Source organism: Rothia sp. CCM 9419 (assembly GCF_048512815.1).
Lineage (GTDB): Bacteria > Actinomycetota > Actinomycetes > Actinomycetales > Micrococcaceae > Rothia.
Genome location: NZ_JBLXXY010000002.1, coordinates 163,255 through 179,777, shown reverse-complemented (window position 1 = coordinate 179,777; position 16,523 = coordinate 163,255). Strand labels below are relative to the sequence as shown.

The 16,523-nt window shown below is 47.1% G+C and carries 11 protein-coding genes and 1 tRNA gene; 5 read left to right on the top strand and 7 right to left on the bottom strand.

Annotation, left to right across the window (positions count from 1 at the left end; translation table 11 throughout):
- Positions 1 to 132 precede the first annotated feature (132 nt).
- A complete protein-coding gene (locus tag ACN08W_RS02755; RefSeq protein WP_419108750.1) occupies positions 133 to 465 on the top strand; it encodes a hypothetical protein in 333 nt (110 codons plus the stop codon).
- 177 nt (positions 466 to 642) lie between these two features.
- Here the strand turns inward: ACN08W_RS02755 and ACN08W_RS02750 are convergent.
- A tRNA-Leu gene (locus ACN08W_RS02750) sits at positions 643 to 722 on the bottom strand.
- 192 nt (positions 723 to 914) lie between these two features.
- On the bottom strand, positions 915 to 2,390 hold the full coding sequence (pyk, locus tag ACN08W_RS02745; RefSeq protein WP_419101798.1) for a pyruvate kinase: 1,476 nt from the start codon (positions 2,388 to 2,390) through the stop codon (positions 915 to 917).
- Positions 2,391 to 2,717: 327 nt separating this feature from the next.
- Here pyk and ACN08W_RS02740 point away from each other — a divergent pair, with 327 nt between their 5' ends.
- A complete protein-coding gene (locus ACN08W_RS02740; RefSeq protein ID WP_419103510.1) occupies positions 2,718 to 3,308 on the top strand; it encodes a flavodoxin domain-containing protein in 591 nt (196 codons plus the stop codon).
- Between the two features lie 13 nt (positions 3,309 to 3,321).
- Positions 3,322 to 3,900, top strand: a complete 579-nt coding sequence (locus ACN08W_RS02735) for a flavodoxin domain-containing protein (RefSeq protein WP_419108749.1) — start codon at positions 3,322 to 3,324, stop codon at positions 3,898 to 3,900.
- 76 nt (positions 3,901 to 3,976) lie between these two features.
- Here ACN08W_RS02735 and ACN08W_RS02730 read toward each other — a convergent pair whose 3' ends face one another.
- Positions 3,977 to 5,437 carry a glutamate synthase subunit beta gene (locus ACN08W_RS02730; protein WP_419108748.1) on the bottom strand — a complete coding sequence of 487 codons (1,461 nt, stop codon included), beginning with the start codon at positions 5,435 to 5,437 and terminating at the stop codon, positions 3,977 to 3,979.
- A complete protein-coding gene (gltB, locus tag ACN08W_RS02725; protein ID WP_419108747.1) occupies positions 5,430 to 10,106 on the bottom strand; it encodes a glutamate synthase large subunit in 4,677 nt (1,558 codons plus the stop codon). The genes ACN08W_RS02730 and gltB overlap by 8 nt, the downstream gene beginning before the upstream one ends.
- A gap of 579 nt (positions 10,107 to 10,685) precedes the next feature.
- Between gltB and ACN08W_RS02720 the strand changes: the two genes are divergently transcribed.
- Positions 10,686 to 12,698: a hypothetical protein gene (locus ACN08W_RS02720; RefSeq protein WP_419108746.1), complete on the top strand. Its 2,013-nt coding sequence runs from the start codon at positions 10,686 to 10,688 to the stop codon at positions 12,696 to 12,698.
- Positions 12,699 to 12,712: 14 nt separating this feature from the next.
- A complete protein-coding gene (locus ACN08W_RS02715; RefSeq protein ID WP_419108745.1) occupies positions 12,713 to 13,357 on the top strand; it encodes an ABC transporter ATP-binding protein in 645 nt (214 codons plus the stop codon).
- Positions 13,358 to 13,455: 98 nt separating this feature from the next.
- Here ACN08W_RS02715 and lgt read toward each other — a convergent pair whose 3' ends face one another.
- Genes lgt through trpB form a run of 3 tightly spaced genes read right to left on the bottom strand, consistent with a single transcriptional unit; the run spans position 13,456 to position 16,494 of the window.
- Positions 13,456 to 14,310 carry a prolipoprotein diacylglyceryl transferase gene (gene lgt, locus ACN08W_RS02710; protein ID WP_419108744.1) on the bottom strand — a complete coding sequence of 285 codons (855 nt, stop codon included), beginning with the start codon at positions 14,308 to 14,310 and terminating at the stop codon, positions 13,456 to 13,458.
- Entirely contained in the window at positions 14,303 to 15,160 is an 858-nt protein-coding gene (trpA, locus tag ACN08W_RS02705) for a tryptophan synthase subunit alpha (RefSeq protein ID WP_419106879.1), read from the bottom strand. Before trpA ends, lgt begins: the two co-directional genes overlap by 8 nt.
- Complete coding sequence (trpB, locus tag ACN08W_RS02700) at positions 15,160 to 16,494, bottom strand: tryptophan synthase subunit beta (protein WP_419108743.1); 1,335 nt, start codon at positions 16,492 to 16,494, stop codon at positions 15,160 to 15,162. The genes trpA and trpB overlap by 1 nt, the downstream gene beginning before the upstream one ends.
- Between the last annotated feature and the right edge of the window lie 29 nt (positions 16,495 to 16,523).

Below are 16,523 nucleotides of genomic sequence, written 5' to 3'. Positions count from 1 at the left end.
TTTTGAGAAAGAAATTCAGAAAGAGCTGCCATTATCGCGATAATTGATACCATTCTTATTAGCTAAGTTCAAACTTATAAAATCACTCAAAAAAACTTAACACATCAATTAACTTGCGGAACAAAAAAGAGTATGGACCTTTATAAACTCGAAAATGTCGCATACGACTTCAATCAACACGTTAGAAAAAAGCTCCCCAAACATCTAAAACACGACTGCGACACTGGAGGCGGAGGAGACAGCGAAACAGCCCTATGGGTCGCTGAGCTCGTATATCAATACGCTATCTCCATAGACCCCAAACTATACGTTAACTGGAGAGAACACCAACCTATCGTCTACGGCAGCACATGGGCCGGATACCACTGCGCAGTTGAAGCATTAGAAGCAATCGACGCTCGCCCAGAAGTTCAAGCAGAGTTTAAACGTAGAGGAATCACACCTTCGGTGAAATATCTCTCGTAGACTCAAAAGATATTTCTATTGAGAATCTCATAGAGAGAAAGTGAAGCTTCAAAATTACCCTTTACAGGTTTTCCGAGAATAGAGCGTTCTCCCCCTAACACAAAATAACACCTTACCGGGTGGGGTTAATACCAATAAAAAACCCTCTTCTACAAGAGAGAAGAGGGTTTATTGTTGTGCCCAAGGTGGGACTCGAACCCACACTCCTAAGAACCGCATTTTGAGTGCGGCGCGTCTGCCAATTCCGCCACTTGGGCGCATCTGCGCTAAGAGCACTCCTCTACGATACACCATCACTACGCAAAAGTGAAATCGAAAGAGCCGAAATCATAAAATACTTTATCTAATGCCTCACAGCACAACAGAAAGAAGCCCCATCCTCGCTCATAAACAGAACATAGGACAGGGCTTCTTCTCGTATCAGGATAAAACCTTAGAGAGTGACGATGCTAGGAATCTTCACCCCAAGGGCCAAGTTTCTCTTTCTCTTCAGGAAGAAGAGCACCAGCGTCATCCAAGTCACCAATACGGTGAACTTTCAACATATTGGTTGAGCCGGCAACGCTTGGAGGCGAACCAGCCGCCATAACGATGAGTTGATTAGGTTCAGCAATTTTTTGAGCCAAAAGGTACTGGTCGACCAGACCTGTCATCTCATCAGTGTTTGCAACGCTCGCAGCTTCTACCGCGTCTACACCCCAAAGCATTGCAAGGAATGCGCGAACCTTAGGATCAGGAGTAAATGCAATCACAGGCTTCGACGGGCGCAAACGTGCAAGACGGCGAGCCGTATCACCGGACTGAGTGAACGCGGTAATGTAATCAACATTGAGCTGATCAGCAACGTTCACTGCCGCACGAGTAATCGCACCACCACGAGTCTTAGGAGAAGTGCCTAGTTCAGGCACGCGATACAAGCCACGTTCCTCAGTGGATTTGACGATACGAGCCATGGTCTGAATGGTGATAATCGGGTACTCGCCCACAGACGTTTCACCAGAAAGCATGACGGCGTCTGCACCATCAAGGATAGCGTTAGCGCAGTCAGATGCTTCTGCACGAGTTGGAGTGGGGTTATGAATCATTGATTCAAGAACCTGCGTTGCCACGATAACAGGCTTAGCCCAACGGCGAGCAAGTTCGATGGCTCGCTTCTGGACGAGAGGGACCTCTTCAAGAGGATATTCAACGCCTAGGTCACCGCGAGCGACCATGATACCGTCGAACTTATCGACGATGTCTTGAAGATTGTCAACAGCCTGAGGCTTCTCAACCTTCGCAATAACGGGGATGCGGAATCCTTCTTCGTCCATGATTTCGTGAACACGAGCGATGTCGTCGCCAGAGCGCACGAAAGAAAGAGCGATAATGTCGACACCAAGTTTCAAAGCGAAGCGAAGGTCGCGTTCATCTTTTTCGGTCAATGCGGGGATAGATACCGCAACACCGGGAAGGTTAATACCTTTATTGTTGGAGATAGGCCCACCAACAACAACGCGTGTTGTTACCGTCGTGTCAGTTACTTCAATGGCTTCAAGACGAATTTTTCCGTCATCGATGAGCAGGGTGTCTCCGGGAGCGACGTCTCCAGGGAGTCCTTTGAAGGTAGTACCACAGATGTCTTTGGTACCTTCAACGTCTTCGGTCGTAATTTTGAAAGTATCACCAGGTTCTAGAACTTCAGAACCGTTTTTGAAGGTTTCAAGGCGAATCTTTGGGCCTTGTAGGTCTGCCAAAATGGCAACGTTTTTACCGAGCGCTTTGCTCTGTTTACGAATGTTCTTGTAGGAATTTGTGTGAACATCGTGGTCGCCGTGGCTCATGTTAAGGCGGGCGACGTTCATGCCAGCTTCAATAGCTGCCTTAATTTTCTCCTCAGAGGAGATTGCCGGACCAATAGTACAAACAATTTTTGCGCGTCTCATGTATACAACCTTAGTAAGTTTGGGGGTGCGACAACAAGGGGGATGATAGAACATCTTGCGATAGTGCGTTCAATGAGCCACAAAAAATAACATTCCCACACATTCACAGATATTCTTAGCATCTCTCCGGGTGCATACCTCATTATACGGGCATAAACCTTCTTTTTGTCCCAGAAATGAGAAAAATAACTCATAAAACCAGCCTATTTCCCACAAAAACACACATCTTATTCGTTAAATGTTCCATCGCCGTTCAACTTGTTTTATTCTTGAGATATAAAAGCACCGCAAACCACGCCTTACCGGCATGAAAGAAACGTGAGACTCATGAGCACCCAAAACGTCGTTATCCTCTTCGGCTCAAACTACGGATTTACAGAACGGTACTGCCGCTGGATTGCAGAAGAACTCCAAGCTCTCGACCAGTCCCCCAACATTAGCCTCAGCCCCATTGCAGAAGCCACCGACGAGCTCATCGAATCTGCTGACGTACTCATCGTCGGGGCAAGTTACCTTGGAGGGTTCCTCACCGGTGCTCCAACATTACGCAAACGCCGTGAAGCAATGCTCAAAGTTCCGCACCGTGTCTTCTTCACCGTATGTTTCAACGGTCTAGCCGTATACCCACGTGAATACCTCGACAAACGCGTCATGAAATCTTACAAAGAAGACGTCGCAGGAAACTGCCCCACCTACCACTTCCGCGGAGGACTAGACCTCTCCCAAATGACGAAAACTCACAAAACTGTTCTAGCAGGAGTTCGCACCGCATATCGTCTCAAGCCTCACGCGAACGAATACGACAAACAGATGATTGAATCTTTCGACAACGGTGGTGGAGACTACACCAACCGTGAAGACATCTTCCCCCTCGTCGAAACAGTCGCAGGGTATCTCTCCCCCAACGTAGAAAGCTAAGGCCCGTATCCTCATGGGAGCACGTGTTCTCATCTCAGCAGGTAGCCAGTACGGATACACCACAGAATATGCACACTGGATATCCGAAGCGTTAACTAACCATAACAACACTATCAACGTAACGATTTGCGCTACAGAACAGCTCTGCGCAGAAAATATTCAATCAGCAGATATTGTTCTTATCGGAGCTAGCGACTATGGAACATTTTTGACAGGAGCAAAAACAACACAAAAATACGCTGAACTATTGCGACCACTCCCACGCGTGTTTTTTACCGTATCTTTTAACGGGCTTGAAGGTAGTAGCCGCCAAAAGTTAGACAATATGGTGATAAAGAACTATGGCGAAACGTTAACGGAGAACGCTAAAATTTTCCATTTTCGTGGAGGACTAGACCATACCAAGCTCAGCATGAAACATAAAACGCTCATGATGGGGGTACGTGCAGCAATAGCGGCAAAACCTCAACGCTCTCAGGCTCAAGAACAAATGCTTAAAAGCTTTGAACAGGGAAAAGTAAACTATTCTGACCCAATAGCTGTTAAACCGTTAGTCGAGCACGTCCTACAAACATTAGCCACTCAACAATAACAATATTTGTTCTCCTCTATGTGGTGGGGTAAGAGATATCTCTTACCCCACCACATAGATTTATTTATACCGTCTCTTAAAGAAGCGTAAACCCGCGATCATGAGGAGACACCGGTTCAGGTAAGAAAGTGGAACCGGTAAGATACCGCTCAACTGCGGCAGCTGTTGCACGCCCCTCAGCGATAGCCCACACCACCAGAGACTGTCCGCGCCCAGCGTCACCACAAGAAAACACGCCAGGAACATTCGTCATATAGTTCTCATCTCGTGCAACATTTGACCGCTTGTCATAGCACGCACCAATTTGTTCCTCTAAAGTTCGAGAATCTTGCCCCGTAAAACCTAACGCCAAAAACACGACATCAGCAGGGATAACATGTTCGGTACCCGGTTCAGGGACACGACGACCATCAGATAGGTACTGCGTCTTAGCAACTTTAAGACCTGTCAAAACACCATTCTCACCAACGAACTCCACGGTTGACGCTAAATAGCGAAGCTCTCCACCCTCCTCATGAGAAGAAGACACCTCAAATACTTTTGGAAACATCGGCCATGGTTCACTATCAGAGCGTTCAAGCGGTGGCTGTTCACCAATCGCAAGAGTCGTAATAGATGCTGCTCCTTGGCGTACAGCCGTACCGATACAGTCAGATCCAGTGTCTCCACCGCCCAAAACAATCACGTTCTTACCGGTAACGTCAATGCTCAGTGAAGAGCTCTCCCCTGAGACAAAACGATTCGTGTCCTTGAGATAATCCATTGCCGGATAAATACCAGATAACTCAGCGCCCGGAATATCCAGTAAACGAGGAGCTGTTGCCCCTGTCGCAACAATAACAGCGTCATATCGTCGTCGTAACTCATCCCACGTAATATCAGTACCAATATTAATGCCGGGACGGAAACGAGTGCCTTCTTCTTCCATCACTGCAAGACGACGCTCCACCACAGATTTCTCTAATTTAAAATCAGGGATACCATAGCGCAACAAACCACCAATTTTAGAGTCACGTTCAAAAACAGCAACCGTAAAACCAGCCTGTGTTAATTGTTGAGCAGCCGCTAACCCAGCTGGCCCAGAGCCCACCACAGCAACCGTCTTATCTAACATACGTGCAGGAAGAATAGGCTCAATCAAGTTCTCAGCAAACCCAGCTTCACCAATAGAATACTCAGCTTGTTTAATAGTGACCGCCGGCTGATTAATACCTAGCACACAAGAAGACTCACACGGAGCTGGGCACACGCGTCCGGTAAATTCCGGAAAATTGTTTGTTGCGTGCATACGCTCCACCGCTTCACGGGTACGACCACGCCACACCAAATCATTCCACTCAGGAATAAGATTCCCCAAAGGACACCCAGCGTGACAAAACGGCACACCACAATCCATGCAACGCGATGTCTGTTGACGGATAACAGCCTCGTTTGGGCGAACCTGCACCTCACGGTAATCCATAATACGTACAGGCACAGGACGTTTAGGTCGGTCTTGACGAGTTGTTACTTCTAGAAAACCACGAGGATTAGCCACGGGTTACCTCCAAAATCTTCTTCCACACAGCCATCGAGTTAGGGTCTTCACCTTGAGCTTGAGCGTCCTGACGAACACTCAAAACTGCCGCATAATCACGCGGCACAACCTTCGTGATACGCCCCATAGTGGCTTCTTCATCTGCTAAAAGCTGTTGGCCCAAATATGACCCAGTGTGTTGTACGTGCTCTTCTAAAAGTTGGCGAACCTCTGAACAATCTGTTTCAGATAAAGCGGAAAACAATAGTTCGCCCTGCTCACGAGAATCTTTATTCACATTCTTCATGTTGAGATCTAGTACATATGCATAACCACCACTCATACCAGCACCAAAGTTACGTCCTGTCTCACCCAAAATCAGGGTTCTGCCACCTGTCATATATTCACAACCGTGGTCGCCGATTCCTTCAACAACAGCAGTAGCACCAGAATTACGCACTAAGAAACGTTCACCTACAACACCGCGGATAAACAGTTCACCGCTGGTAGCTCCATAACCGATAACGTTCCCTGCCACAACATTTTCATGAGCGATAAGAGGAGCGTTCTCATCTGGGCGGATAATAATTCGTCCACCAGATAGGCCTTTACCGGCGTAATCGTTGGTGTCACCAACTAGTCGAATAGTCATTCCTTGAGGAATAAACGCACCCAAAGACTGACCAGCATGTCCTTTCAGATGAAGGTCAATCGTATCTGGTTCTAATAAGTCAGTACCAAACGTTTTCGTCACATAATGTCCTAGCATTGTGCCGATAGAACGATCAGTATTCACCACATCACGAGTGATTTGAGTCTTCTGACGGTGCTCAAAAGTGGCAGAAGCCGCACGAATAAAATGGTGATCGATATGAGCATCCAGTTCATGGTCTTGTTCACGGCTATGGCGCACTCCCCGACCCGCGTACTCTTCAAACGTTGAACGCAGAATAGGCGATAAGTCTAAACCGTCAGCTTTCCAATGTTCGATAGCAGCAGAAGTATCCAAAAGTTCTGCACGCCCAATAGCCTCGTCAAGGCTTCTCAACCCCAGCTGCGCTAAATATTCACGAACTTCTTCAGCAATAAATTTAAAGAAGTTCATAACATGCTCAGCTTTACCGGTGTACCGTTCGCGAAGCGTCGGGTTCTGTGTCGCAACCCCCACTGGGCAGGTATCCAAATGGCATTTACGCATCATAATGCAGCCCTCCACCACGAGTGGAGCTGTTGCAAAACCGAACTCTTCTGCACCCAATAGAGCAGCAATCATCACGTCACGACCGGTTTTTAGTTGCCCGTCAGCTTGCACAACCACGCGGTCACGTAAACCGTTAATCATCAAAGTCTGTTGAGCCTCAGCAAGACCTAACTCCCATGGTGCTCCAGCATGTTTCAAGGAGTTCAAAGGAGCAGCACCAGTACCACCATCGTGACCAGAAATAAGCACGACATCGGCTTTAGCTTTCGTTGCACCGGCAGCAACCGTTCCAACACCCACCTCAGACACCAACTTGACATGAATACGAGCCTGCGGGTTGGCACGTTTGAGGTCATAAATCAGCTGTGCCAAATCCTCAATAGAATAAATATCATGATGAGGAGGTGGCGAAATCAAGGTCACCCCAGCTGTCGCGTGACGGGTCTTCGCCACCCACGGGTACACTTTCTGACTCATGAGCTGCCCACCTTCACCAGGTTTAGCGCCTTGAGCCATCTTAATCTGAATATCTTGGGCGTGTGTGAGGTATAAAGACGTCACGCCAAAACGACCAGAAGCAACCTGCTTAATCGCTGAACACCGTTGCGGGTCAAGAAGCCGTTCAACATCTTCACCGCCCTCACCAGTATTCGACTTTGCACCCAAAGCATTCATCGCAATAGCCAAAGTCTCATGAGCCTCCTGAGAGATAGACCCATACGACATCGCACCCGTCGAAAAACGCTTCACAATAGAGCTCACCGGCTCTACCTCAGAAATATCAATCGGAGGGCGATCCTGCTTCAAAGACAATAACCCACGTATTGTCATCAGCTCTTTAGACTGATCATTTACACGTTCTGTATAAGACTTGAAAATATCGTAGCGCCCGGTTTTGGTTGCATGCTGCAAACGGAAAACAGTCTCAGGGTTAAACAGGTGGGAGGCACCATCACGACGCCAATCATATTCACCACCAGTTTCTAACGTACGGTGTGGAACAGCTACCCCATCTTGAGGATAAGCACGGTCATGACGGGCTTTCACCTCAGCAGCAATAACATCAAGACCCACACCATCCATCTGCGAATGAGTCCCTGGAAAATACTCGCTCACAAGACGCTCAGACAAACCCAACGCTTCAAAAGTCTGAGCACCACAATACGAAGACACCGTAGAAATACCCATCTTCGACATAATCTTCTGCAGACCTTTACCCAAAGCCTTAATCAAGTTCTTAACAGCTTCGTCTTCAGAAACTGACTCAATCTCACCATCTCGAACCAGCTGTTCCACCGATTCCATGGCAAGATACGGGTTCACCGCTGAAGCACCATAACCAACCAAAGTAGCAATATGATGCACTTCGCGAACATCACCAGCTTCAACCACCAAAGACGCCTTCGTACGAGTTGCAGAACGCAAAAGGTGATGATGAACCGCCGCCGTCAACAACAACGACGGGATAGGCGCCCACTGCGCATTAGAATGACGATCAGAAAGAATAATATGCTCCACACCGCGATTAACAGCGGCAGACACCTTTTCACAAATTTCACTCAGCCGAGCACGTAAAGCGTCTTCTCCCCCAGCAGGGTTATAAAGACCCCGAACTTTCAGGGCAATACCCATACCATCCTCATCAGTGAGGTGAGCAATCTTTTCCAACTCATCATTATTGATAACGGGAAAATCTAAACCAATATGACGAGTATGTACACGCCCATTACGAAGAATATTCCCATTAGGACCCACCGACGTCTTCAAGGACGTAACAAGCTCTTCACGAATAGAGTCAAGAGGAGGATTCGTTACCTGAGCAAAAGACTGCACAAAATAGTCAAAAAGTAATCGTGAACGTGACGAAAGAACCGCAATAGGAGTATCCGTTCCCATCGCGTAAATAGGCTCTGCACCATGTTGTGCCATGGGGGCAAGAATCTTTTTAAGTTCTTCAGTGGTGTACCCAAAAGTCTGTTGGCGCAGAGTCATCGATGAACGAGGGTAACGAATATGTTCACGTTCAGGTAAATCGGCAAGATTGATAATGGACTCTGACGCCCATTTTTTCCATGGGTGACTATTCGCTACGCTCTTTTTAACTTCTTCATCTGAGATGATACGTTGTTGTTCTGTATCGACGAAGAACATCTTTCCTGGGCTAACTCGACCTTTCTGAACGATATTCTTCTCGTCAATATCGATAACGCCCACTTCAGATGCAAGAACAACAAGACCTTCATCAGTCACCCAGTAGCGTGCTGGTCGTAACCCGTTACGGTCAAGGACAGAACCAACCCGTGTACCATCAGTAAAAGCTACTGCTGCTGGGCCGTCCCATGGTTCCATTAACGTTGAATGATATTGGTAGAAGGCTCGGAGGTCTTCGTCCATATCCTCGTGTTTTTCCCACGCCTCAGGAATCATCATCATCATCACTTGTGGCGCGCTACGCCCAGAAAGCAACAGCAGTTCTGCAACCTCGTCAAAAGACTGAGAATCTGAAGCACCCGCCGAACAGATGGGAAATAATTCTTCGGGATTTCGTCCTAACAATGGTGATTTGAGCTGTGATTGGCGCGCTCGCATCCAGTTACGGTTACCTTTGACGGTATTGATTTCGCCGTTATGTGCGATGGTTCTAAAGGGTTGCGCTAACGGCCATGAGGGAAAGGTGTTCGTTGAGAATCGTGAGTGGACGATAGCAAGTTTTGTCTGAAATCTGGGGTCTGAGAGGTCAGGATAAAAGGGTTCTAGTTGTGCGGTGGTTAGCATTCCTTTGTACACGATGGTTCGTGTAGAGAAGGACGGAAAATATACTCCGAGCTTGTGCTGTGCGCGTTTACGTAGACGAAAAGCTTTTTGGTCTAGTTGTTGTTGTGCGGATGTTGTGTCGAGGTCGATGATAGGGATATGTCCGGTGAAGGGTGCGGCAACGGCGTCGTGTTCTTCGGGTTCTGCTTCGGCGATGAACATCTGTACAAAGTGAGGCATGACGGCGCGTGCTGATTTTCCGACAAGTTCTGGGTTGGTGGGCACGTCTCGCCAGCCGAGGACTTTGAGTCCTTCTGCGTGGGCGATGTCTTCTAGTGATTGTTTGTATTCGCTGATGTTTTCTTCGTCAGCGGGGAGGAACGCTGTTCCAGCTGCGTATTTTCCGGTTTCTGGTAGGCAGAAGTCTAGTACGGCGCGGAAGAATGTGTCGGGCAGTTGTAGGAGGATTCCTGCGCCGTCGCCGGTGCCTTCGTCTGCTCCGACGGCTCCTCGATGTTCGAGCCGACGCAGTGCGGTGAGTGCGTGGTCAACGATGTCGTGGCTGGCTTGACCGTTGATCGTTGCAACCATCGCTAGTCCGCAGGCGTCTTTTTCGTTGTCGGGGTGGTATAGCCCTTGCGCTTGAGGTATTGCGGCAAATGTTTGGAAGGGTGACGGTGGTGTGGTGGAGTTGTGTTTGCTCTGTGTTGGGGTGTGTGATGTTGGGTTTTTCAAAGGCCTTTTCCTCTCCACGGCGGGTCGTTCACATGCGTTAGGGTACGTGTGTGAGCGAGGTTTCGGTGGTGGTACGGCTCAGGTTTGAGGCTTATCCGCATCGTGTGTGCGCATAGGCTCTAGCTCTTATGTGGGGTGGGAGCTAAAAGGTTTGAGCCGCGCCATTGCAGCGATGGGGTATGTTCCGTTTACTGATAGGCAATAGGTGTTATCAGTGGTGGATTTGTTGTGGTGCAGTTGATTCCTGTGTGTGGTGGAGTCAATGTTGTTACGTTTTCACGTTCACCGGTAGAAGACGCTAGTTTTTTGGGTGTGTTCTATCTATCTTCTGGTAGTTATTGTGCCTTGTTTTGTTTCAAAAGGGGTAATTCTTCGCGTTAATGCACCAGATAGTGAGACGGCTTAGTATCTGATAGTTAAATAGTTGGATGTCTCAGATATTTTTATTTTTAGCGACAAGACGTACACAGTGAAATAAAGGCGTCTCAAAATTGTATGATTTTGTGGAGCTTAATTGTTCTTAGCTTCCTCCGCGGAGCATGTATCACATGAAAAGTTTGTAGCTAAAAGGTTATTGAGATGTTAAACAGCAGGCTTGGTCTGACGCATGGTGTTCTATGGGTTGTTTCATCTCTATGGGCTATAGCTCTGAGCGTCACAACAGTATTCTTTGTGATTGACCAAGACCGTTATGGAATTCCAGAGGGAATATCATCTTCGTTCTCTCTTGTAGAAACACCTCACGACATCACTGAACAGGACTTGATACAACAGCTCACAGAACAAGCTCAGATTGAGCACGTCAATATCTATAAAACTGTTCCATCAGCACAGTTCGATAAGCTATCCACCACCTATTATCTTTTCTCTGGTCAGCCAGATACTGTTATCGGAAATATTGATCAAGAATATTTTCCAAGTTTTAGCAAACTTTATACGCCAAAACTATTACCCGGAGATTCTCTTCAACGAGACCACTTTCTTGGAACGTACTTTGTGCAAGGCGATGTTCGCAGTGCACAGAATATTTTTACTCATCTCCAAAATTTAGGTTCAAGCGGTCAAGTTCAACAACTTCAACCAGCTGAATTTTCTTGGGCTTTTTCTCTCATTTTTAGCACTTGGGCTGCTGGTATTGTAGTGCTCTCTTGTACTCTCATCCTCATGATGGTTCAGATGTACAGCCTCCGACTATCAATACAAGCTATTCGACGTACCGTCGGAGAAAACCCACGACGTGTTGTTTTTCAAGAATATCTGGTATTAGGGTTTCCTCTTCTGATTCCAGCTCTCATAAGTTTCTTAGCGTTATCTGGTTATAGCTTCTTTGTTGCTGACGGGTACCGTTTACAAACAATTTTCTGGGTCAGTTTGCAAACTTTAGCGATATTGTTCTGTTTATGGGTATGTTCATGTGCCACGGTCTATGTAGCAACCCGACAGTATTCTTTAGGAGCTCTTACCAAGGGGAAGAAGCCTCTCCGCTTGCTAGCAACTCTATCTCTTTCTCTTGTTATCACAGGTTCGTACTGCACAATAGCTAGCCTCGATGCAACAGTTCATCATTTTTCTACCTATACAAAAGAAGAACGTGCCAATAGTGTTCGAGCACATAGCAAAGACCTCGTTCAACCATTATTTAGTTATCTGACTCTTACACGAGTTGGAGAAGAAAAGATGCAGCAGATACAAAAAATCTATGATGATTTTGAAAAGCAAAACCACGTATTTCTTTCCTCTCCACTGCAATTTGGAGAGCAGGAAGATAACAGCAATTTCCTCTTGGTTAATCTTCCCTATCTTCGATATTTTTCGTCTCTCTCACAGGAGCTGGTCGATACCATTGCCAACGACATTTCTTCGTCAGATAATGTTGTTTTAGTTATTCCACAGGATTTAGAGCATCAATCTGAAAATATTAAACATCAGATTGAAGGTTGGGTATCTTTCCAAGAAGAAACTGCTCATCATCACCACACCATAAAAGTATTACAGTATTCAATACCAGATACAGGAATATTGCCTCTTTTAGGTAAAGCGCCTACTGACATAACCTATCGGGAAAATCCTGTCCTCGTTGTCAGCCAATTCTCGTCAAAGACAATACCTGTCATAAACCTTGGCACAGCAGACCTTACGTATAGTTATAAGCCGTTCAAAGCAGCTATAGAAAACCATCATTTATCAGATTTTGTTATTGCTTATAGATCAGTACAAGAAGAAGCTCAGCTCGAACATGCTAATCGTCAGGCAACGTTAGTTATGTCTGTAGCCGGCGCTGTTTTATCATTATTATCTCTCGCCGTAGGAAGCACTCTTCTTGCTATCACTTACTACGCTCGTCATACGACAGCTCTCTTCCTTCATAAAACGACAGGCGCTACATGGTTAGAAAGACACGGAAACTTTTTATATCAGCTCATTTTTGCCTCGACAATACCGATCAGCATGTTTGTTGCCCTCTATGGTAAAAATTCAGGAGTTTCTTTCGCTCTTGGACTAGGCATATTTTTTGTTGTCTGTACATCCAGCATGTTGATGCTCAGAGCTTTAGAGAAAAATATCACTCAACATGCTTTAGAAATATCGTAAGGGGTATAGAAAATATGGCTATTTTCCCTCTCTTAACAGTTCAAGACCTCTCCTTTTCCTTTCCCGGTCGAACGTTATGGAACGACCTCTCATTTACAGCAAGGTCTCAAGAATATGTTGTTATCACAGGAGAGAGCGGTTCAGGGAAAACTACTCTTTTACAGTGCCTTGGAAGTCTCGAGAAACCCACATCTGGAAAAATCTTCTACAATGACGTTGAGGTATCTGCTCTCAAAGGAAAAGAACAACGAAGCTTTCTTCGCAACCATGTAAGTTTTGTATTCCAAAATTCAGGTTTAGTCCCCTCATGGAACGTCAGAAAAAATCTTGAGTTCGGAGGTTTTAAAGTTGAGGAGCATCAAGAACAGGTCTATCGTGCCTGTGAACGTTTCGGACTCAACACGCAGCTCTTAGATACCCCTGCCTATCAACTAAGCGGTGGTGAACAACAACGTATCGGGATTATACGAGCAGCAGTCCGCGAGACTCCTTTAATCCTTCTTGACGAACCAACAGCAGCATTAGACGATTACCACGCGCAATGTGTTCTCGACTTTCTTCAAGAACATTGCCGTAACGGAGGGATTGCCATTGTCGTGACCCACGATTATCGGGTCATTGAACAAACCAATAGCAGAGTACACCTCACCGCATCATAAAACTTCTATACCTTAAAAGACGATGTCCTGACCACAACATATATTGTGGGCAAGACATCGTCTGGTTTTCTTCCAAAACAATATTACGGAGCTGAAGTTTAGACCCCTTGAGCCGCGTCTATAAGAGCACGCTGACGAGCCCGCATCTTAGCGATAATCAGACCGCAAAGACCAAGAACAATCAGCAAGCCAGCAGTCCACACATGAACGCGAAGACCCAACACATAATGAGGAGTATCAATACGCCAGAATATCTCGATAATGATACGTCCCACACCGTAGTACAACACATAGAGCCAAAAAGTCTGACCTAAAACAAGCACCGACTTACGACCTAAATACAATAAGAGCATGACACCGCAAAGATTCCATAACGATTCGTACAGAAAAGTTGGGTGAAAGAGCGTACCTGCAGGGTATTGGTGCGGAAAATTTGGAGAATGAGAAGAAATTTCTAAGCCCCACGGCAAAGTAGTAGGTTTGCCGAACAGCTCCTGATTGAACCAGTTACCCCAACGTCCGCAGGCCTGAGCTAAAAGAATACCGGGGGCAACAGCGTCAGCAAAGAGCGCAAAAGAAATACCATAACGACGGCAAGCAATCCAAGCACCTAAAGAACCTAAAGAAATAGCACCCATAATGCCGATTCCGCCCTCCCATATCTTAAAGACGTTGAGAGGATCAACACCTGCACCAAAATAACTTGCAGGGTCAGTAATGAGCACGTGGTAAGCTCGAGCACCCACGATGCCAAAGGGGAAAGACCATAACGCAATATCCCAAATACGTTCAGGATCTTGCCCCCATGACTTCCAACGGTAGGCTGTAAGTTTCAAGCACAAGAAAATACCCACCAAAATGCATAAAGCATAAAAGTGAATGGTTAGACCGCCTACATGAAAGCTGTTAATGGATGGGGACGGAATAGAAGCCTCTAACACCGTATTATTCATCGTTCTTACCTGCTAACTGACGCGTCAAAACTGCGACTCCTTCAACCCCATCAGATTCTAGAGCTTTCACAAGAGCAGTCCCCACAATCACACCATCAGCATATTGCCCGATTTCTTCAACGTGTTCACGGCGAGAAACACCCAAACCAACACAAACTGCTGGAGCGTCCGCTTCACGTAAATGCTGCACCAGTTCAGAAGCAGCATTGTTCACGGACTGGCGCATACCCGTCACACCCATGACCGATACCGCGTACACGAAGCCACTAGAAGCACGAGAAATCATCGCTAAACGCTCGTCAGAAGAAGAAATAGCAGCTAAGAAAATACGATCTAACTGATACTTTTCGGATGCCTCAAACCATGCGGAGGCTTCGTCAGGGACGAGATCTGGTGTAATGATTCCAGCCCCTCCGGCTGCTGAAAGATCACGAGCGAACTCATCGACGCCATAACTTAACACGGGGTTCCAATAGGTCATTACAACGACAACAGCAGAGGTGGCCTCAGTAATTTCGCGTACGGCACGAAACACATCTTTTAGACGGAATCCGTTCTCTATGGCGTGTGCTGTTGCCTTTTGAATAACGGGGCCGTCCATCACTGGATCAGAATAAGGGACACCTAGTTCAATAATGTCTGCACCGTTACGTCCTAACGCAATAGCAGCCTGAATGGATTCGTCAACGGTGGGGTAGCCTACCGGCAAGTAACCGATGAGGGCAGCACGTCCTTGTTCACGACATTCTTCAAGGCGTCGTTTCAACGCCGACCCAGCTGGAGCCGGCGGAAAAGAATTATGACGTACAGAATACCGAACGCCTTCTGATAGATAATCACGATACGTCATTACTTGTTCTCGCTCTCTACGCTCTGAGCTTCATGCATAGCTTCTTTATTTCCAGTGACTAAAGATGATGAGGGGATGGCTTTACCTAGGCCGAACCATTCTAGGGCTGTTCCCATGTCTTTATCGCCACGACCTGAAAGACATACCACCATCACTTTGTCGGAAGCATTTTCAGGGTTGTTGGCAGCCCATTCACGTGCAACGCGCAAAGCGCCAGCGAGCGCATGGGCAGATTCGATAGCAGGAATGATACCTTCGGTACGGCATAGTAGCTGTAATGCGTCCATGGCTTCGGTGTCGGTAACGGGCTGGTAGCTGACTCTGCCGATGTCGTTGAGGTAGGAGTGTTCGGGGCCGACCCCGGGGTAGTCGAGTCCAGCAGAAATTGAGTGAGATTCGATGATTTGTCCGTCTTCATTTTGCATCAGGTATGTCATCGCGCCGTGAAGCATACCAGGTTTTCCAAGATTGATGGTTGCTGCGTGACGGTCTGTTTCTATGCCGTCACCACCTGCTTCAAAGCCATAGATTTTGACATCGGGGTCGTCAAGGAATGCGTGGAACATTCCAATAGCGTTGGAGCCTCCGCCAACGCATGCTGCGATACCGTCGGGAAGTTTTCCGGTGGCTTCGAGGATTTGTTCTCGGGCTTCGGTGCCGATGGCGTCGTGGAAGAAACGCACCATGGCGGGGAAGGGGTGCGCTCCTGCTGCTGTTCCTAGGAGGTAATGGGTGTTGTCGACGTTTGCTACCCAGTCGCGTAGTGCTTCGTTGATGGCGTCTTTGAGGGTTCGTGAACCGTTTTGAACGGCGATAACTCGTGCCCCAAGAAGTTGCATGCGTGCCACGTTGAGGGATTGACGTTCGGTGTCTTCTTCACCCATGTAGATGACGCATTCCATGCCGAATAATGCGGCGGCTGTTGCTGTTGCTACGCCGTGTTGCCCGGCTCCTGTTTCTGCGATGAGACGGGTTTTGCCCATGCGTCGTGCTAGGAGTGCTTGGCCAATAACGTTGTTAATCTTGTGTGAGCCGGTATGGTTGAGGTCTTCTCGTTTGAGGAAGAAACGTACCCCGTGAGCGTGCTCTGAGAAGTGTGGTACTTCGGTCAGTAGTGATGGGCGGTTGGAGTATTCGTGGCTGAGGCGTTGGAATTCTGCCATAAATGCTGGATCATTTTTTGCAGATTCGAAGGTTTCTTCTAGCTCGGTCATTGCCATCATTAGAGATTCGGGCATCCATTGACCACCGTATTGACCGAAGTAAGGGCCGGGGGCATTTTTGAGGGAAGAAGAGTTCCCTTTCAAAAAGTTATCTGCAAGTTGGTTTGTCACCGTTATGCCTCGTTTTCTGTTATAGAGCT

Coding starts and splice junctions, on each gene's coding strand:
- pyk (WP_419101798.1), bottom strand. CDS start 2,390: ATGAGACGCGCAAAAATTGTTTGTACTATTGGTCCGGCAATCTCCTCT.
- ACN08W_RS02735 (WP_419108749.1), top strand. CDS start 3,322: ATGGGAGCACGTGTTCTCATCTCAGCAGGTAGCCAGTACGGATACACC.
- ACN08W_RS02715 (WP_419108745.1), top strand. CDS start 12,713: ATGGCTATTTTCCCTCTCTTAACAGTTCAAGACCTCTCCTTTTCCTTT.
- trpA (WP_419106879.1), bottom strand. CDS start 15,160: ATGACGTATCGTGATTATCTATCAGAAGGCGTTCGGTATTCTGTACGT.
- ACN08W_RS02740 (WP_419103510.1), top strand. CDS start 2,718: ATGAGCACCCAAAACGTCGTTATCCTCTTCGGCTCAAACTACGGATTT.
- ACN08W_RS02720 (WP_419108746.1), top strand. CDS start 10,686: ATGTTAAACAGCAGGCTTGGTCTGACGCATGGTGTTCTATGGGTTGTT.
- lgt (WP_419108744.1), bottom strand. CDS start 14,310: ATGAATAATACGGTGTTAGAGGCTTCTATTCCGTCCCCATCCATTAAC.
- ACN08W_RS02755 (WP_419108750.1), top strand. CDS start 133: ATGGACCTTTATAAACTCGAAAATGTCGCATACGACTTCAATCAACAC.